The following is a 19,504-nucleotide window of genomic DNA, read 5'->3' as shown; positions in this document are numbered from 1 at the left end:
CAGAGAGATTTCTGGCCGGGCTTTTTATATTACTAATTCCTAGTAACCAATGAACCTCTTCAGATAACATTCATAAAATGTTCAAGAGGGAGAACTTGCGGTAAATGGGGTGAAGTAATGGGAATCATTCGAACGGATCAATGGCTGCAGGAGGAATTTGCCCTTCCTGTGAAAGTATGCAAAAAGCTGCAGCCATATTTTAAAGACCAAACAGCGAACGTAATATATGACCAATTAGTGAGTTTTGGAATGTACCGGCCATCACGGTCCGCGTTGAACAATTTTAATTGGATGGTGAAACATAAAGCATGGGATAAGGTGGGGCAGTTTTTTCAAAAATATAAAAAAAAATGGAATGGTCCAGACATACCGGTATTTTTGTTTCCGTTAGCGCAGAATAGAGGGTTATTTATTAGAGAAGAAAAAAGTAAAGCAGGAGTATCATTCCCAGATAAAATGTTTCTCTTTCTTTCGCAATATGAAGACCCAAAAGAAATTGAAGCCCTTTTGGTTCACGAATACCACCATGTCTGCAGGCTCAGGATGCTCAATAAAAAAATGCAAGACTACACCCTGCTCGACTCTATCGTCATTGAAGGGCTGGCCGAATATGCCGTATTAAAAAACTGCGGGCAGGAATATTTAGCTAGCTGGTGCAATATGTATTCAGAAAAGGAGATTTCAAGATTTTGGGACCAGTATTTAAAAAAACAGTTAGGCAAGAAAAAAAATGAAAGAGCACATGACGAACTTTTATATGGAGGCGGAAGGGTACCAAAATTACTTGGCTATGCTGTTGGGTATAATATTATTGGAAAATTTTATGAAAAGCATAATTATTCTACAAAACTATCTTTTAAAATTCCAGCGGATAAATACCTATAATCGAAATGAATTCAACCATGAAAAGCCTATTATATCGGGCTTTTTTTATTTCTAATAGTACGAAAGTTAACAATACTATAAAAAAGTCTTGCAATTGTAACAATTCTGTAATAGAATTCTATTTAAATATAACAAATAAACAGAATAATTCAAAAAAGTAAGAAGGTGTATTATGAGCACGAAAAAAATGCTGCGTAATGAGGCACCATTGCTCGAGGTGAAAAATTTAGAGACTGCCTTTGATATTGAAGGAACTGATTATAATGCAGTAGATAATGTTTCGTTTCAAGTTAAGCCGCGGCAAATTGTCGGAATCGTTGGTGAGTCTGGCTGCGGTAAATCTGTTATGAGTTTATCGATTATGAAGCTGCTGCCAAAGGGAATTGGCAAGGTAAAGTCCGGTGAAATCATTTTTGATGGCAAAAATCTTGAAAAAATGTCCGAATCGCAAATCAATAAAATCCGCGGGAAAGATGTTTCGATGATATTCCAAGAGCCAATGACCTCTTTAAATCCAGTATTCACCATTGGCTATCAATTGCAGGAAGTACTTTTTAATCATATGAAGATCTCAAAACAGGAGGCACGGCAGAAAGCCATTGCACTTTTAAAAAGTGTTGGAATTTCCCGGCCGGAAAAACTTGTCGATGAGTATCCGCATCAATTATCTGGCGGAATGAGACAGCGGGTAATGATTGCGATTGCGATTGCTTGCCAGCCAAAATTATTAATCGCTGACGAGCCGACAACAGCTCTTGATGTAACGGTTCAGGCACAAATTCTCGAGCTATTAAAAGAGATTCAAGCCGTAAATGATATGTCCGTCATCCTAATTACTCATGATTTAGGGGTAGTAGCTGAAATGTGTGACGAAGTCATCGTGATGTATGCGGGTAGGATTGTCGAACGTGCTGATGTCGATACTCTTTTCCATAACCCGAAACATCCATATACCACGTTACTCTTGGGAGCTATCCCAAAAATGGATGAACAGGAAGAACGATTAAGCTCGATTCAGGGGATTGTTCCGTCGCTTACGAATATGCCAAAAGTCGGATGCCGATTTGCCCACCGTTGTCCAAAGGCAATGCCCAAATGCTTTACAGTAACCCCTGTACTAGGAGATATCGAACAGGACCATGAAGTTGCCTGTTTGCTCTATGAAACTAGTATACCAAGAGAAGGGGTGAAATAATGAGTGCAATTTCTGTACATAAAGGGAAGGAAAAAACCTCCCGGGAAACTGATAATCTATTAGAAATCAAAAATCTTAAAACCTATTACCCTGTCAAAGGGGGATTTTTCAAACGCACCGTTGGCAATGTAAAGGCGGTTGATAACATCTCTTTTGAAATAAAGAAAGGGGAAACGCTTGGATTAGTAGGCGAATCTGGCTGCGGTAAGTCAACTGCCGGCCGAACGATTTTACGGTTATTAAGACCAACTGATGGAAAGATTATCTTTGATGGTAAAGATATTACCAAAGTTTCTGGTAAATCACTGAGGGATATTCGTAAAGATATGCAAATGGTCTTCCAGGATCCATACGCTTCCTTGAACCCGATGCAAATGGTAGGAGATATTATCGCCGAGCCGATTTACAACTTTACTAGGAAAAGCAAGGCTGAACTAAAGAAAGAAGTCATGGATTTATTAGATAAAGTTGGGTTGCCGCCAGACGCTTATTACAAATATGCACATGAATTTTCCGGCGGTCAGCGTCAAAGAATCGGGATAGCAAGGTCTCTGGCGTTACGTCCGAAATTAATCATTGCCGATGAACCGGTTTCGGCACTCGATGTTTCGGTTCAATCGCAGGTTTTAAACCTATTGAAAGATTTACAAAAGGAATTTGATTTAACCTTTCTATTTATCGCACATGACTTAAGCGTTGTTAAACATATGAGTGATCGTATAGGTGTTATGTACTTAGGTAACATGGTAGAGGTTGCGGATAAAGACCTCCTTTATGCCGAACCTCTCCACCCATATACACAGGCATTAATTTCGGCGATTCCATCTCCAGACCCAAGGATTAAGAAGGAAAGAATCATTTTAAAAGGTGATGTGCCGAGCCCAATCAATCCGCCATCTGGATGCCCATTCCATCCACGCTGTCCAATGGCAATGGAAGAATGTTCGAAGACAAAACCTGTATTAAAGGAGGTGAAGCCATCTCATCGAGTAGCTTGCCACCTTTATTAGAAAAGTGAAAGCGTATAGTCGCTTCCGCTAGTCAGTAATCAAATTTTACCCAAACAAAATTTTTAGGGGGGAAACAAATGAAAAAGAGAAGTATGTTAATGCTTGCTGCATTAATGCTTGTCCTGTCAGCATTTTTGGCAGCATGCAGCGGCGGCGGTGAAAAAGCAGGTACGAAGGACAAAGAAAAAGAGAAAGATAAACCAGCTAGTGGTGAAACAGCTGATAAACCACAGGATGGCGGTACATTAGTGTATGCTTTGGACTCTGCTCCAGAAGGTAAATTTAACTTTTCATTTTATGGAACAGCTACTGATGCAGAAGTAATGGACTTCTTTGATGAAAACTTAATTAAATTTGATGACAAATTACAAGCACAGCCTCATATTGCATCATGGAAAACTGAAGATAATAAGGTTTATGATTTCGAAATTAAAAAAGGTGTAAAATGGCACAATGGCGATGAGTTATCTGTTAAAGACTGGGAATTTGCATTAAAAGTTGTTGCTGACAAGGACTATGAAGGTCCGCGTTTTGAAAACGTTGTAAATATTGTCGGTGCTCAAGATTATCATGATGGAAAAGCACAAGAAATCTCGGGTATTAAAGTAGTAGATGATTACAACATCCAAATTACATTTGATAAAGCACGTGTAAACAACTTGGAAAATCTTTGGACATATCCAATGAACCGTTCTGAATTTAAAGGTTTGGCTGTTAAAGACATGATGTCTTCTGAACAAGTTCGTACTAAGCCTGTAGGATTAGGACCATTTAAAGTGGCAAAAATTGTTCCAGGAGAATCTGTTGAAATGGAACGTTTCGATGATTATTTCGGCGGAAAGCCACATATGGATAAAGTTGTCTTAAAAGTTATCGATCCTTCATTATCTGTTGGTGAACTTAAAAACGGTACACTTGATATGACTTCTTTCCACCCAAGTATTATTGATGAGGTAAAAAAGCTTGATAATGTAGATGCAGTAACATACCCTGGTCTAAGCTACTACTATGTTGGCTTCAGACTTGGTACATGGGATGGCAGTAAAAACGTAATGAATGAACAAAAATATCAAAACATTAAATTACGTGAAGCAATGTACTATGCAATTAACCGTGAAGAGTGGGTTAAAGCGTTCTTCTTCGGTGTAGGTAAACCAGTTAACCGTCCTGTACCAACAAATCACTGGATTGCTGCTGACAATAATGATCTTGAGCAATTCGAGTACAATCCAGAAAAAGCGAAACAATTGTTAGACGAAGCTGGTTATAAAGATGTTGACGGCGATGGCTTCCGTGAAGATCCGAATGGCAAGAAATTTGTTGTAAACTTCGCGCACTACGCAACACAAAACCCAACATTTGAATCTCGTGCAAAAGCGTTGACTCAATATTGGGAAGAAGTTGGCTTAAAATCAAAGCTTACTATGACTGATGCAAACCTTTACTATGACATGCTTGAAAAAGCAGATAAGTCAATGGAAGTATTCTTTGGCGGCTGGTCAACTGGTACTGATCCAGATCCAACTCCACTTTGGAGCTCTAAAGCAGTTTGGAACTATCCTCGCTGGGTAAATGCTGACAGTGACAAATTGCTTGATCAAGCAATTGATATGAGCGTTGTTGGAACAGATGCTGATAAACGTAAAGGCCTTTATGTAGACTGGCAAAAACTATTCATGAAAGAACTTCCTGCTCTACCGATTGCTGAGCTTGAAGAAACAATGGCAGTCAGCAAACGTGTTCAAGATGTTAAATTCTCAGTAGCTGGTATGAACCGTCCAAATGAATGGTGGATTAAAAAATAACCGAAGCAGACTAATATGTAATAGACTTGTGTTAAATGCTTAATATGATTTTATTCAAAACTCATGGAAGTTCAATTGGGTGAGCTTGAAGGAGGTATTCTTTCACTGCTTCTCCCAATTGGACAGCTTGGGTTACATACACCGCTGTGAAACATAAGTTTATAGACAAGGAGAATGCACATGCTGAAGTATGCATTTCGAAGAATTTTGGGCATGATTCCGATGTTATTTCTAATCTCCATTGTAGTCTTTACCTTGGCCAAGCTAATGCCGGGGGATTCTTTTTCAGGAGAAATCGACCCAACAAAAACAAACCCACAATATATCGCTGAAATGCGTGAAAAATTAGGCTATAACGACCCATTACCACAACAGTATTTCCGCTGGATTGGCAATTTCGTTGAAGGTGATTTTGGCAAATCAGCACGATATAAAATAAAAGTATCAGATGTAATTAGTGAAAAACTGCCAAATACATTATTACTAGGCTTTTCTTCTTTATTAATTACCTATATCCTTGCCTTCTTTATGGGATTGTATTCTGGCCGAAAACCATATACAGTTGCAGATAACCTAATCGGAGGTTTAAATTATTTAGGTTTATCAATCCCCTCATTTATCGCTGGGGTATTTGCCATCTTCCTTTTTTCATTTACGCTCGGATGGTTCCCGTCCAATGGTTCAATTGATATCGGCATGACAGAGGGCACACTTGAATATTGGTTAAGCCGCCTTCACCATGTATTTTTACCAGCCGTCGTCTTAGGATTACTAAGTACGGCAAGTTACACGCAATTTTTACGAAATGATATTATTGAAAATAGCCGGAAAGATTTTGTCCGCACAGCCCGTGCAAAAGGGACAGCAGAGAAAAAGATCTACAATGTTCATATTTTAAGGAATTCAATTATTCCGCTTATTACCTTTTTAGGGTTTGATCTAGTTGCCATTATCAGTGGTGCCATCATCACTGAAACGATATTTACTTATCCAGGTTTAGGACAACTATTCTTACAATCTGTCGGAACAAGGGATTACCCAGTTTTAATGACGTTGACAATGTTATTCTCCTTCTTAACACTAATTGGCAACCTTGTTGCTGATATTTTATATGGTGTTGTAGATCCGAGAATTAGGCTAGATTAGGGGGAATAGAGATGGAAATTGTGACACAGAAGGATACAAATATTAGTGCAGCACCCCCGAAAAAAAGTTCATCACAATGGGCAATTGCCCGAAAAAAATTCTTAAAGAATAAACTTGCTTTGACTAGTCTCATTTTTTTATTATTTGTTGCGATTATTTCATTCCTGGCACCGTATATTACCACCGCAGACATTACAAGAATTAATATTGGCGAAATGTCACTTGAGCCATCGAGTAAGCATTGGCTTGGAACAGACAAAGCAGGCCGCGATGTCTTTACAAGATTATTGTATGGCGGCCGAATCTCATTATTAATAGGAATGAGCTGTACGCTATTTGTTATTTTTCTTGGGACATTAATTGGCTCTGTTGCTGGGTATTTTGGTGGTACAGTTGATAGTTTATTAATGAGATTTACTGATTTTATCTTGAACTTCCCTTTTCTAGTGTTTGTAATTGTCTTAAATGCAATCCTTTTTGGGAAAGTGAATGGACTATGGGTTTTAATTGGTGTCATCAGCTTGCTTAGCTGGGGTGGTATCGCAAGGATTGTCCGCAGTAAAATTCTTGCTGAGAAAGAAAATGAATATATTATCGCTGCCATTTCAATTGGCTGTTCACCAGCAAAAATAATAGTCAAACATCTGTTACCTAATGTTTTATCGACAATTATTGTCCAAGCTACGATTACCTTTGCATCAATGATTGTAATTGAATCAGCATTAAGCTTTCTTGGCTTTGGTGTACCGCAAGAGATTCCAAGTTGGGGGAACATGCTTGATTCGGCGATTGAACCAGACGTATTGCAATTTAAACTATGGATTTGGATGCCGCCAGCTATTCTTATCACTATCACCATTTTATCAATTAACTTCATCGGTGAAGGTTTAAAGGATGCCTTTAATCCTAAATCAAGAAGATAAAAATCTACCATGACAAAATGGTAGATTTTTTTTTGCCTAAAAACATACATATTAAATCATCATTAACTACTGGAGCAAAATATATATTAAGGAATAATTTAACTTCCCACTGCCCATACTGATTGACAAACAGTTTCTTGAAGTGAGGGGTTGTATAATGTTGTATCTTCATGATGTTTGGGTAAATTGGTTTGAAGGGGAAGAAAACGGTTATAATGTCTGTCACTTTCATGAATGGCGGAAGGACGATGGGGTGGAGCTGTTAGATCAAGTACCGCTGGTAAAAATCGAGCCGATTTTATTTAGCTATATTGAGAATGATTTGGCAGAGTTACCGGAGCAGCTTCTAGCTGATATTTATCAGAAAGCGTATTTAAGAAAAAACCATGAAAGAGTCCAGCTTGACTATTGCTTTGTTGTAACAGATGGAATTGGAATTTTAGCAATTGATACGATCGGCTATACCATTCCTATTCGAAAAAGCAGAATAATCCCAAGACAAGAGCAGCTTGTTTATGAAATGATTAGTCAGCATGAAGCTAAAAAGTACCTTTATTACGACCAGCCAAAAATGAAAAATTTTCATATTCTGTCGCCTGAGCCGGAACTTATGAGAGGATTAACAAGGAAGGAACGGCAATTAAAACAACTGCTATTTATGGCCCTTGATCAATTGCTCTCATCAAATAATCAAGCAGAAGTGCGGTATTGGTATACCGAGTGGTGTCCAGAGCAATATTCAACAATCCAAGAAATGGACTTTGAAGATGCGAGAGAACAGTTGTTTGAGGAAATCAAATATGGCTGGTCGCACCGGCATGAGTCATTCTGTGAGAATCTAATTAAAGGGCAGCCATTTTTTGAAAAGCTTTGGGAAATGGAGCATGGACCTAAAGTAAACTAAAAGCCTGAACCCAAAAGGTATGTACAAGATACCTTTTGTGGACAGGCTTTTTATTTGGAATAAGCTTATCGTCTTTTTCTCCCAAGCCCCATTGCATTTTCCATTTTTTTAAGGGTCTTGTTTGCCACCTTGTTTGCTTTTTCAGCTCCACGGTCCAAAATGTCGTCAAGTTCACTTGATTCCATTAAACTATAGTATTTGTCTTGAATTGGCTTAAAGAAGTCCACAACCACTTCAGCTAAATCACCTTTAAAATCTCCGTACCCTTTACCTGCATACATTTGCTCTAAATCGGCAATCGATTTTCCTGCCAATATGGAGTAGATGGAGAGCAGATTGGAAACACCTGGTTTATTCTCTTTATCAAATTTAACAATGCCCTCTGAGTCGGTAACTGCAGCTTTAATCTTCTTGATGATTTGATTTGGTTCATCTAATGGTGTGATAAAGGCCTTTTTGTTCGGATCAGACTTACTCATTTTTTTCGTCGGTTCTTGGAGTGACATGACGCGTGCACCAACCTTAGGGATACTGATTTCTGGAACGGTAAGAATGTCATTATATTTTTTGTTAAATCTCTCAGCTAAATCCCTTGTCAATTCCATATGTTGTTTTTGATCTTCACCGACAGGTACGAGGTCAGTGTTATACAATAAAATATCAGCGGCCATTAATGGCGGATAAGTCAATAAACTAGCAGAAACCGCTTCTTTTCCGGCTGATTTATCTTTAAATTGGGTCATACGTTCAAGCTCTCCGATATAGGAAATACACTGCATCATCCATCCGGCCTGAGCATGTGCGGGAACCTCTGATTGAATAAAAAGTGTAGCTTTTTCCGGATCAAGGCCGACTGCTAGATAAAGGGCAGCTAAACTTCTAATGTTTTTACGAAGCGTCCCGGGGTCTTGCGGAACGGTAATCGCATGCTGGTCTACTATACAAAAAAAGCAATTATATTCATTTTGCATATCGACAAACTGCTTTAAGGCCCCAATATAGTTGCCAAGCGTAATCGTACCACTCGGCTGAATACCTGAAAAAATCGTTTTCATAGCAATTTCCTCCTAAATAAAAATAAAAAAAACCATTCATCCCCAAAAAAAGGCTAGGGACGAATGGTTCGCGGTACCACCCTAAATTACTCGAAATTGAGTCACTTTAGCTCCATGATTGTCTTGTTAGACATTCCGGAATCCTTTTAACGCAAGGAAACGTCTACTCCTACTATTTCAATCCTTTTGATAAAAGGTTCAGAAAGAAGCTCAAAAGTCCATTCCGTATTTTTTCGTGTTTGTTTTCACCAGCCACAAACTCTCTGAATCGATTAAGAATACGTACTACTCTTTATCATAGCTTTTTAACTTTATTTGGATTATTCACATTATATATGAATTACCTAATTAATTTCAAGTCAGTTAAAAATAATATGCAAGGAGGGCAATCATCATGAGCAATCCACTGAATAAACCATAAAACAACAAAGGCTTTTGATTAACCGTTATAAGTTGAGATAATCCAGGGACTTCATCGAATCTCCTTTTATCCTTCCCTCTTGAAAAGGCATAATTTAAGGATCGAGAGAAAACATCATAGAACCCACTTTGGATGGTATAAATTAATAATGCTAATAAAAGAAAAACTGCCGTAAAGTAAAAAGATATATTGATATAGCTAACTAGCGAAATATTTCGATAAAAGATAAAAGATAGGATTATAATTGCAACTTGTGTAAGCGTTGCCACGAATAATCTTTTCTTGAAAGCATTTTTCACAAAAAAACCTCCAAAACATTGATGTATTAAGGATTATCATATATATATTATACCCAAAAATCTGTATAAGTCTAAATTATATCACAGGAAAATGTAATGATAACGTAAGAATTGTATCTTTTCTGTAAATTAAATTTGAAAAAGTAATGTACAATTTCTAAAAAATATGTATAATAGGAAATGTAGTAATTTTTCAGAATAATAGAAAAGGGAGGTCTACAAGTGAAGAAATCAAAACTTTCACTACTTTTAGTATTATCACTAGTTCTTAGCATGTTCCTAGCAGCATGTTCAGGCGGAGATAAGAACCAAGGCACAGACACTAGTAAAAATGAAGGCAAAGATAAGCCTGTTACAGAAGAAAGCAAATTAGCTGATAAACAAGAACTTAATGTTTTTGAATCTGCTGAAATTCCTACAATGGACAGCGTTTTAGGAACAGACGTTATGAGTTTCACAACGTTGAATGCTGTAAACGAAGGTATGTATCGTTTAGACCAAGATCAAAAGGTAGTACCTGCTGGTGCTGAAGCAATGCCAGAATACAATGCTGACAAAACAGAATTAACTGTTAAATTAAGAAAAGATGCAAAATGGGCTAATGGGGATCCTGTAACTGCTCATGACTATGTTTATGCATGGCAGCGTGCTATCAACCCTGAGACAAAATCAGAATACGGTCCATATTTCATGGGCGGAAAAGTAAAAAATGCTGATGCAATTGCTGAAGGAAAAGCGAAAGTAGAAGACCTTGGAATTAAAGCTGAAGATGACTATACTTTAAAAATCACTTTAGAAAGAGCAATTCCATACATTGAATCTTTCATTACATTCCAATTGTTCTATCCACAAAATCAAAAGTTTGTTGAAGCACAAGGCGCTGACTATGCTAAAGATGCTGAACACTTACTTTCCAATGGTCCATTTAAGATGACAAAATGGCAAGGCCCTACAGCAACTGAATGGGTTTTAGAGAAAAACGATACTTATCATGGGGCTAAAGATGTAACGTTAACAAAAATCAACATTAACGTTTCTAAAGATCCACAAGCATCTGCGAACGCATTTAATGCAGGTGAAGTTGATATTACACCAAAGCTTGCACAAGCTGCGATTATTCAACAATTTGAAGGATCAAAAGATCTAATCCGTTATCAAGAACCATCTCTTTTCTGGATTAAAATGAACGAGAAGAATAAAGCATTGAAAAACATTAATATCCGTAAAGCAATTGCTTTATCTATTGATAAAAAAGCCTTAGTGGATGATGTATTAGCTAACGGATCTATTGCTGCTGATTTCTTAGTACCTAAAGAATTTGCTTTCCTTGATGGTAAAGATTTCCGCGAAGGTACAAAACCATACCTTGAGATGAATAAAGAAGAAGCTAAAAAACTTTGGGAAAAAGGCTTATCTGAGTTAGGCGTTAAAGAATTAGCTCTTAACTATGTAGGCGGCGATACTGAAACGTCTAAAGTTTCTGATTCATTTATCAAAAATCAGTTAGAAACGAACCTTCCTGGATTAAAGCTGACAATTCAGCCTGTACCATTCAAAATCCGTATCGACCGTGAACAAAAAATGGATTATGATCTATTATTCACTGGTTGGGGTCCTGACTATGCTGACCCAATGACATTTATGGATTTAATGCTTACTGGCGGAGATCACAATAAAATGGATTACAGCAGTGCTGAATATGATAAGCTAGTTAAAGCTGCGCAAACAGATTTAGCTGCGAAAGACCAAGAACGCTGGAAAGCTCTTCAAGACGCTGAAAAAATCTTAATCGAAGATGATGCAGCAATTGTTCCAGTGTATCAACGTTCAGTTAACCTTTTAATTAATCAAAAGGTTCAAGGCTTTGCTCACCATGCATTTGGTCCTGATTATAGTTACCAGTGGATTAAAATCCTTAAATAGTAGCTATACTAATCAAATAGGAAGAGAGTATATTAAATAAAATATACTCTCTTTTTACCTGTATCGGAATTGTCGAAAAATGTCGAAAATTAAACCAATTAGGAGGTGTAGGCATGGCGAAATACTTATTGCAACGTTTTATCTATATGATTATTACGCTGTTCATTGTTGCATCGATAACTTTTTTCCTCATGAAGCTAATTCCTGGAAGTCCATTTAATACTTTCCAAAAACTCTCAGTAGTCCAACAGAACCTTCTATTGGAAAAGTATGGATTGAAGGATCCATTGCCTGTTCAATATTTTAATTATATGAAGAGCCTGGTAATGGGTGATTTAGGAGTCTCCTTCCAATTCAATAATACCCCTGTAACAGAACTGCTTGGAAATCGAATTGGACCATCGGCAATCTTAGGTTTACAGGCAATGGTTTTGGGTGCAATAGTTGGTATCTTTTTAGGTACTATTTCCGCGCTTAAGCAAAATACTTGGATAGACTATGGCTCTACTTTTATTGCTGTAATTGGTAAATCAATTCCTTCATTTATTTTTGCAGGATTGCTGCAGTTTTACATTGCTGTTAAATTAGGCTGGTTTCCTGTTATGTTGTGGAAGGGACCGGAATACACTGTCCTTCCTACAATTGCCTTAGCGATGTTCCCAATATCAATTGCGGCCCGTTTTATGCGAACAGAAATGATTGACGTATTAGGGTCTGATTATATTACTTTGGCAAAGGCAAAGGGTGCAAGCTTTTGGCAAATAAGCGTTAAGCACGCATTAAGAAATGCATTAATTCCTGTAGTTACAGTCATGGGACCATTGGCCGTGAGCTTAATGACAGGTTCATTAGTAATTGAGAAGATTTTTGGAATTCCGGGAATCGGAGAGCAGTTTGTTAAATCAATCAGTACTAATGATTATCCAGTCATTATGGGAACCAATCTTTTATTTGCTGCATTATTCGTAGTCATTATTTTAGTTGTTGATATTCTTTATGGAATTATCGACCCACGTATTCGTATTTCGGGGGGGAAAGCAAAATGATCAACAAAGAAAATACCATTTCTAAGGATATGTTTGCTCCCGCTCATGTTGACCCATCAAAAAGCGAAAAAATTGCTAAGCCAAGTTTGAATTTCTGGCAGGATTCTTGGTTCCGGGTACGGAAAAATAAGGCTGCAGTCGTCAGTATGGTGATACTCGTTATTCTCATTATTATGGCGTTTGTCGGCCCATTACTTTCACCGTATGCTTCCGATACCCAAAATACTAAGCACAATAACCTGCCACCGAGGATCCAAGGTTTAGAGGATGTTCACTGGCTTCCTTTTGACGGTACATTAACCAGAAGAGACGGTGCTGTATATAACGCTTATGAAGTGCGCAAAATTGATGCTTATTATTGGTTTGGCACCGATAATTTAGGACGGGACCTTTTCGCACGGACTTGGGAAGGTACACAGGTTTCATTATTTATTGCGTTCATGGCGGCATTGATTGATATGCTGATAGGGGTATCATATGGAGCCATTTCTGGTTATTTAGGCGGTAGAACAGATAGTATCATGCAGCGGATTATCGAGGTTATTGTCGGTATACCGAACTTGATTGTTGTTGTATTAATGATCATTGTCTTAAAGCCGGGGATAATGCCGATTATCATCGCACTGTCCATAACTGGTTGGACAAGCATGGCGCGTGTTGTCCGCGGGCAAGTATTAAAATTTAAAGGCCAGGAATTTGTCTTGGCGGCTAAAACATTAGGGGCATCGGATACATCGATTATTTTCAAACATATGATTCCAAACATGTTTGGAGTTATTATCATAAATACGATGTTTTCAATTCCGAGTGCCATTTTCTTCGAAGCATTTTTGAGTTTTATTGGATTAGGTCTCCAAGATCCACACTCATCTTTAGGAACATTGGTTAATGATGGATTTGTTTCGATGATTGCTTTCCCATATCAAATGATTATTCCTTCCGTTATGATAGCGCTAATTATGGTATGCTTTAACTTAGTAGCTGACGGATTACGAGATGCATTAGATCCAAAAATGCGAGATTAAAGGCAGGTGAATAGTAGTGGAGAAAGTTTTACAAGTAAAAGATTTAAATATTTCGTTCCATACATTTTCCGGTGAAGTAAAAGCCATCCGCGGTGTTAACTTTGATTTATATAAAGGGGAAACGTTAGCGATTGTTGGTGAATCAGGCTCCGGTAAATCGGTAACAACTAAATCAATTATGCGCTTACTTCCTGAGCACAATTCGGAAATTAAAAGCGGGGAAATTCTTTTTAATGGAAAAGATTTAACGAAATTAAAAGATAGAGAAATGCAAAAAATTAGGGGTCATGATATTTCGATGATCTTTCAAGATCCGATGACATCGCTTAATCCAACCATGAAAATTGGCGGCCAGATTACCGAACCATTAATTAAGCATCAAAACATGAGTAGACATGATGCAAAGGAAAGAGCACTTGACTTATTAAAGCTTGTGGGAATTCCAAAACCGGAGATTCGGATTAACCAATATCCGCACCAATTTTCCGGAGGGATGAGACAAAGGGTTGTCATTGCCATTGCCTTGGCATGTAATCCCAAAATTCTAATCGCTGATGAGCCAACAACGGCACTTGATGTGACGATTCAAGCGCAAATCCTTGAATTAATGAAGGATCTGCAAAAGAAAATTGACACATCGATTATTTTCATCACTCATGACCTTGGTGTTGTAGCCAATGTAGCAGATCGTGTCGCCGTCATGTATGGCGGTAAGATTGTTGAAATTGGAACGGCTGATGAAATTTTCTATAATCCGAAACATCCATACACATGGGGATTAATTAGCTCTATGCCGGATATGGATACAGAAGATGAAGAGTTATTCTCGATTCCAGGCACACCGCCGGATTTATTGGATCCGCCAAAAGGCGATGCGTTTGCACCGCGTAATCCATTTGTTATGAAAATCGATTTAGAGCAAGAGCCACCGTTCTTTAAAGTATCTGAAACGCATTTTGCAGCTACATGGTTATTACATCCAGATGCGCCGCCAGTTGATCCGCCTGTTGCCGTTAAGAGACGTCAAAGTCAATTCTTAGAGATGTCAGGTGTAAACTCTGGGGCTGTTGAATTAGAAAAAAGAAAAAGTCAATTCCCTGGAAAAAAGGAGGGGAAATAAATGGCTGAAAGAAAAAAGTTACTTGAAATAAAAAATTTAAAGCAATATTTTAATGAAGGAAGACCTAATGAAGTTAAAGCAGTTGATGACGTTTCATTTGATATTTATCAAGGTGAAGTCATGGGGCTTGTGGGTGAGTCAGGCTGTGGCAAGTCGACAACAGGACGGACAATCATCCGTTTGTATGATGCTACAGGCGGCGAGGTGCTGTATGACGGAATCAACGTCCATGGCAATAAATCCAAAAAGCAATTAAAAGCTTTTAACCGGAAAATGCAAATGATTTTCCAAGATCCATACGCGTCTCTTAATCCAAGATTAAAAATTGCCGATGTTATTGCTGAGGGCATTGACATTCATGGCTTGGCAAAATCAAAGCAAGAACGGATGGAAAGAGTTTATGAGCTTTTAGAAACAGTGGGATTGAACAGAGAGCACGCTAACCGATACCCGCATGAATTTAGCGGCGGTCAGCGTCAGCGGATTGGAATTGCTCGAGCACTAGCTGTTGAGCCTGAATTTATCATTGCGGATGAACCGATTTCTGCCTTGGATGTTTCCATTCAAGCTCAGGTTGTTAACTTGATGAAAAAGCTGCAAAAAGATAAAGGGCTAACGTATCTTTTCATTGCGCACGACCTTTCAATGGTTAAATATATTAGTGATCGGATTGGTGTAATGTATTTCGGCAGGATGGTTGAGCTGGCATCTGCGGATGATCTTTATCGAAATCCACTTCACCCATATACGCAATCACTTTTATCAGCGATTCCTGCTCCTGATCCAATCAGTGAACGGACACGCAAACGTAAATCCTATGATCCTGCGAGTCATAACTACGGGGACAATGAACCAGTTGAATTTAGAGAAGTTACTCCTGGTCATTTCGTACTTTGTTCAGAAAAGGAATTTAAGCAATACCAAGCACAATCAAAAAATTAATAAAAAAAACGATCTCAAAAAATTGAGATCGTTTTTTAATTATTTTTTATTACCGCCAACTGTTTTCCAGCCAGTCTGGTATTTAGCGCTCTCATCGACAAATTCACTGCGATGTTTGCCACCAAATACTTTTTCACCAATACTGTTTGTGATAACACCCATTAAGGCTGTAATTCCAACGATTAATAAAGCAACAATGGTTAAATCTGTTATGTAAGCACCCATGATAAAAACCCTCCATTATAAGCTTATCAGAATATTCATCATGCCATATTAAATATCCCCTACTTTATATTTTATAAGAACTTGCCTGTTATTGAAAGAGGAAAGTAAATAAACAAGTATTATATTTAGTCGGGAATGAATGCGTTTTCATTTTGAATTGTTAATTGAGAATCAAACTTAATAAAATAGTAAGGTTGGCACATTATAATTTGAATAGAGGGACTTTATTACCAGGATTTTGAACAACCCTCATAAAATACAGGATAGGAGGCGAACATTCTAATAAAAAATATTAAAAGGTTTGAAAAAAATCAATTTGATTCAGTATTATTTTGAAACTTTTGCGTGAATTATTCGTCTAATATAATGTATCAAGGGATTTAGGGTTTATTTTTGTCCGTTTAATTATTTTTGAAAAAAGGATACCTTTATTAGAAACAGTGGTGTATAATTAATGATATAAATTACTTATTTATAATCATTTTAATTACGGATACGTAATATTTCCACATTAAAGAGTTTTAATCTCACAATAGAGGGTATTATTTAAAATGAATCGTAAATAAAAGAGGAGTGTGAACACGGATGGTAACATTATACACTTCACCAAGTTGTACATCATGTAGAAAAGCAAAATCATGGTTGGAAGAGCATGAAATCCCATATACTGAAAGAAATATTTTCTCTGAACCATTATCAATGGAAGAGATTAAAGAAATCCTTCGCATGACCGAAGATGGCACTGATGAAATAATTTCTACGAGATCCAAAACATTTCAAAAATTAGATGTAAACTTAGATGCTATGCCGCTTCAGGCGTTATTTGGATTAATTAAAGAGAATCCAGGCCTGCTGCGCCGGCCAATTATTATCGATGAGAAACGATTGCAGGTTGGTTATAATGAAGATGAGATTAGAAGGTTCTTGCCAAGAAGAGTTAGAACGTTCCACTTGCGTGAAGCACAACGGATGGTAAACTAATAAAAAGGCCTTCATATTCGAAGGCCTTTTTTTTGTAATGTGGCCCCAAAGTTTGAGGTTTTGCCTACATTTTGCTACAATAAATGAAATCATCTAATTTATAGGAAATAGGCGTTATAATGGATTTTTTGATTTTCGTTTTTTTTATTTCCCTTATTAGTACTTTTGTCATAAAATGAGAGTACAGGAGTATTTACTTTTTTAATGGCATGATCTGCTGGGGGTATTTAGTCCCTTCAATATGGAAAATGGAAGGGAGAGGTTATGATGGAGATCGAACGCATTAATGAAAATACAGTTAAATTCTATATTTCCTATGGTGATATAGAAGAAAGAGGATTTGATCGCGAAGAAATTTGGTACAATCGCGAACGCAGTGAAGAACTTTTCTGGGAAATGATGGATGAAGTTCACGGTGCTGAAGAATTCGTCGTTGAAGGTCCACTTTGGATACAAGTCCAAGCTCTTGATAAAGGGTTAGAGGTCCTGGTGACGAAAGCACAGCTTTCCAAGGATGGACAAAAATTTGAGCTCCCTATTCCAAATGATAAAATAAAAGACATACCTGTTGATGAAAAAATAGAAGAGCTCTTGGATCATCATTTTAATCCAAATCATTCTGATGAAGATGATATTTTGCTTGAGGAAGAAACATTAGAATTTCTTCTTGCCTTTAAGGATTTTGAAGATGTCATCAGCTTATCACATCGCACAGGATTAGATGATTTAGTGACAATGCTTTATCACTTTGAAGGAAAGTACTATCTATATACTGAATTTCCCGAGGATTTATTTGAGGAAGACGAAATTGATGATATCTTAAGTGTCTTACTTGAATACGGCTATGAGACACAGCTGACAATCCATCGGATCCAAGAATATGGAAAAGAAATAATTTCTCAAAATGTTTTTGTGGAGTTACGAAAACATTTTAGCTGATAACAGTACCGATTTCAAATTGAAATCGGTATTTTTTGAAACGAAGCTTGGTAGGTGAGTATTCTGAAAAACACAGTAAGGGTTGTCATATTTTTAGCGGTATTATCCGTACTATTGTTTTTCTTTAAGGATCGATTGGAAAGCGGGATATTTGGGTTCTTAAGTGTATTAATATCGCTGTCAGTCATTTTTATTGGATTTGTCATTTTCCTTGAAAACCGCCACCCAACCCAAACTATTACGTGGTTAGTGGTGTTAGGAAGCTTTCCGCTTGTTGGTTTTATTTTTTATCTTCTATTTGGACGAAATTATCGGAAAGAGAAGATGTTTAGAAAGAAATACTTTCTTGATAAACAGGCATTTCTAACGGTTGAAGGCGAAGATGATCCAAGAAATGAGGAAAAGCTTAGCTTAATGGGGGAACACCAGGGGAAATTATTTACCCTCGCGCAAAAACTAGGCAACAGTCCAATTTCTTTTGATACATCTACCAAGGTATTATCCAATGGAGATGAAACGTTTCAGCATATTATTGAACAATTAAAAAGGGCAAGGCACCATATTCACCTTGAATATTATATTGTCCGGGATGATCATATTGGCAGGGAAATCAAAGATATTCTAATAGAAAAAGCAAATCAGGGGGTTAAGATCCGCTTTCTATTTGATGCCGTCGGTTCATGGCAGCTTTCAAAGGCTTATATTCATGACCTGAAAAATGCCGGCATAGAAACGGTTCCCTTTGGTCCAGTAAAATTGCCGTTTTTAAATAATAAATTTAATTTCCGGAATCATCGTAAAATCATTGTGATTGATGGAACGATTGGTTTTGTGGGCGGTTTAAACATTGGCGATGAATATTTAGGGAGAGACAAGTCGATAGGCTATTGGCGTGATACTCATTTAATGCTTAAAGGGGAAGCTGTCCGGACACTGCAGCTTATTTTTTTGCAAGATTGGTATTATATGACAAATCATAGTTTTTTAACAGCGGAATATTTATCACCGCAAATTGATCATGAAAGTCACGGTGGTGTGCAGCTGATTGCCGGTGGACCCGATACTGAATGGAGCGTCATTAAAAATATTTTTTTCTCGATGATTGGTTCTGCAAAAAAATCAGTTTGGATTGCATCTCCGTATTTTATACCCGATGAAGATATTTTTTCGGCAATTAAGGTGGCAGCCCTAAGCGGCATTGATGTCAGGCTGCTCGTACCGAACCGGCCTGATAAACGAATCGTTTTTCATGCATCGAGATCTTATTTTCCTGAACTTTTAGAAGCTGGGGTAAAGGTGTACGAATATGAGCGGGGCTTTATGCATAGCAAGATTGTCATTGTTGATGAAGAACTTGCCTCGATTGGAACATCGAATATGGATATGAGAAGCTTTCATTTAAATTTCGAAGTAAATGCGTTCTTGTTCCGGACGAAAAGCACAGAGAAGCTCGTAGCCGAATATTTAAATGACCTTAAATTTACCAAGCAACTAGATTTTTCAACTTTTCAAAAACGGCATTTGGGACTTAGACTACTTGAATCAACAGCGCGGTTACTTTCGCCGCTTTTATAAGAAAAGCGGAAGCGCCCTGTTCAGCGGCGTATGGCCTGGAGCGCTCCAACCGAGATAAAGGAAACACGAAGAGCGCTCTTCGATT

The 19,504-nt window shown here is 37.6% G+C and carries 18 protein-coding genes and 1 other annotated feature; of the genes, 15 read left to right on the top strand and 3 right to left on the bottom strand.

Annotated features, from left to right (window positions below; genetic code table 11):
• Window positions 1-291: 291 nt before the first annotated feature.
• The 7 genes from BANVL01_RS02340 to BANVL01_RS02310 all read left to right on the top strand — a co-directional run bounded on the left by BANVL01_RS02340 (window position 292) and on the right by BANVL01_RS02310 (window position 7,868).
• The gene (locus BANVL01_RS02340) at window positions 292-885 is read left to right on the top strand and encodes a DUF2268 domain-containing putative Zn-dependent protease (protein ID WP_235845466.1); all 594 of its coding nucleotides are present in this window, start codon (window positions 292-294) and stop codon (window positions 883-885) included.
• 172 nt (window positions 886-1,057) lie between these two features.
• Window positions 1,058-2,080 (top strand): ABC transporter ATP-binding protein, encoded by a 1,023-nt coding sequence (locus tag BANVL01_RS02335; protein WP_066084407.1) that lies wholly within the window; start codon window positions 1,058-1,060, stop codon window positions 2,078-2,080.
• Complete coding sequence (locus tag BANVL01_RS02330) at window positions 2,080-3,090, top strand: ABC transporter ATP-binding protein (protein WP_066084410.1); 1,011 nt, start codon at window positions 2,080-2,082, stop codon at window positions 3,088-3,090. Before BANVL01_RS02335 ends, BANVL01_RS02330 begins: the two co-directional genes overlap by 1 nt.
• A 77-nt stretch (window positions 3,091-3,167) precedes the next feature.
• The gene (gene opp4A / locus BANVL01_RS02325; RefSeq protein ID WP_066084413.1) at window positions 3,168-4,895 is read left to right on the top strand and encodes an oligopeptide ABC transporter substrate-binding protein; all 1,728 of its coding nucleotides are present in this window, start codon (window positions 3,168-3,170) and stop codon (window positions 4,893-4,895) included.
• A gap of 180 nt (window positions 4,896-5,075) precedes the next feature.
• A complete protein-coding gene (gene opp4B, locus BANVL01_RS02320; RefSeq protein WP_066084416.1) occupies window positions 5,076-6,041 on the top strand; it encodes an oligopeptide ABC transporter permease in 966 nt (321 codons plus the stop codon).
• Between the two features lie 11 nt (window positions 6,042-6,052).
• A complete protein-coding gene (gene opp4C, locus BANVL01_RS02315) occupies window positions 6,053-6,964 on the top strand; it encodes an oligopeptide ABC transporter permease (protein WP_066084418.1) in 912 nt (303 codons plus the stop codon).
• A 157-nt stretch (window positions 6,965-7,121) separates the two neighbouring features.
• Window positions 7,122-7,868, top strand: a complete 747-nt coding sequence (locus tag BANVL01_RS02310) for a YjbA family protein (RefSeq protein WP_066084420.1) — start codon at window positions 7,122-7,124, stop codon at window positions 7,866-7,868.
• 65 nt (window positions 7,869-7,933) lie between these two features.
• On the opposite strand, the gene trpS is transcribed toward BANVL01_RS02310, so the two are convergent.
• Window positions 7,934-8,923, bottom strand: a complete 990-nt coding sequence (gene trpS / locus BANVL01_RS02305; protein WP_066084423.1) for a tryptophan--tRNA ligase — start codon at window positions 8,921-8,923, stop codon at window positions 7,934-7,936.
• Between the two features lie 52 nt (window positions 8,924-8,975).
• Window positions 8,976-9,231 (bottom strand) — a binding site (T-box leader).
• Between the two features lie 55 nt (window positions 9,232-9,286).
• Entirely contained in the window at window positions 9,287-9,643 is a 357-nt protein-coding gene (locus BANVL01_RS02300; protein ID WP_066084427.1) for a DUF3899 domain-containing protein, read from the bottom strand.
• 222 nt (window positions 9,644-9,865) lie between these two features.
• On the opposite strand from BANVL01_RS02300, the gene BANVL01_RS02295 reads away from it, so the two are divergent.
• From BANVL01_RS02295 to BANVL01_RS02275, 5 genes are all read left to right on the top strand, one after another.
• Window positions 9,866-11,566 (top strand): peptide ABC transporter substrate-binding protein, encoded by a 1,701-nt coding sequence (locus BANVL01_RS02295; protein ID WP_066084430.1) that lies wholly within the window; start codon window positions 9,866-9,868, stop codon window positions 11,564-11,566.
• Window positions 11,567-11,679: 113 nt separating this feature from the next.
• The gene (opp3b, locus tag BANVL01_RS02290) at window positions 11,680-12,612 is read left to right on the top strand and encodes an oligopeptide ABC transporter permease (RefSeq protein ID WP_066084432.1); all 933 of its coding nucleotides are present in this window, start codon (window positions 11,680-11,682) and stop codon (window positions 12,610-12,612) included.
• Window positions 12,609-13,637, top strand: a complete 1,029-nt coding sequence (opp3C, locus tag BANVL01_RS02285; RefSeq protein WP_066084435.1) for an oligopeptide ABC transporter permease — start codon at window positions 12,609-12,611, stop codon at window positions 13,635-13,637. The genes opp3b and opp3C overlap by 4 nt, the downstream gene beginning before the upstream one ends.
• A 16-nt stretch (window positions 13,638-13,653) precedes the next feature.
• The gene (locus BANVL01_RS02280) at window positions 13,654-14,757 is read left to right on the top strand and encodes an ABC transporter ATP-binding protein (RefSeq protein WP_066084441.1); all 1,104 of its coding nucleotides are present in this window, start codon (window positions 13,654-13,656) and stop codon (window positions 14,755-14,757) included.
• A complete protein-coding gene (locus tag BANVL01_RS02275; RefSeq protein ID WP_066084444.1) occupies window positions 14,758-15,699 on the top strand; it encodes an ABC transporter ATP-binding protein in 942 nt (313 codons plus the stop codon).
• A 39-nt stretch (window positions 15,700-15,738) separates the two neighbouring features.
• Here the strand turns inward: BANVL01_RS02275 and BANVL01_RS02270 are convergent, their stop codons facing one another.
• Entirely contained in the window at window positions 15,739-15,924 is a 186-nt protein-coding gene (locus BANVL01_RS02270; RefSeq protein WP_066084447.1) for a hypothetical protein, read from the bottom strand.
• 585 nt (window positions 15,925-16,509) lie between these two features.
• Between BANVL01_RS02270 and spxA the strand changes: the two genes are divergently transcribed.
• The 3 genes from spxA to cls all read left to right on the top strand — a co-directional run bounded on the left by spxA (window position 16,510) and on the right by cls (window position 19,419).
• Window positions 16,510-16,905, top strand: coding sequence for a transcriptional regulator SpxA (gene spxA / locus BANVL01_RS02265; protein WP_066084450.1), 396 nt, complete (start codon window positions 16,510-16,512; stop codon window positions 16,903-16,905).
• A gap of 267 nt (window positions 16,906-17,172) precedes the next feature.
• Window positions 17,173-17,844, top strand: coding sequence for an adaptor protein MecA (gene mecA / locus BANVL01_RS02260; protein WP_066084453.1), 672 nt, complete (start codon window positions 17,173-17,175; stop codon window positions 17,842-17,844).
• A gap of 63 nt (window positions 17,845-17,907) precedes the next feature.
• A complete protein-coding gene (gene cls, locus BANVL01_RS02255) occupies window positions 17,908-19,419 on the top strand; it encodes a cardiolipin synthase (protein WP_066096244.1) in 1,512 nt (503 codons plus the stop codon).
• Window positions 19,420-19,504: the final 85 nt, after the last annotated feature.

This window comes from Neobacillus novalis NBRC 102450, assembly GCF_001591805.1.
GTDB classification, from domain to species: domain Bacteria; phylum Bacillota; class Bacilli; order Bacillales; family Cytobacillaceae; genus Neobacillus; species Neobacillus novalis.
This window is presented reverse-complemented; position numbering and strand designations above follow the sequence as displayed.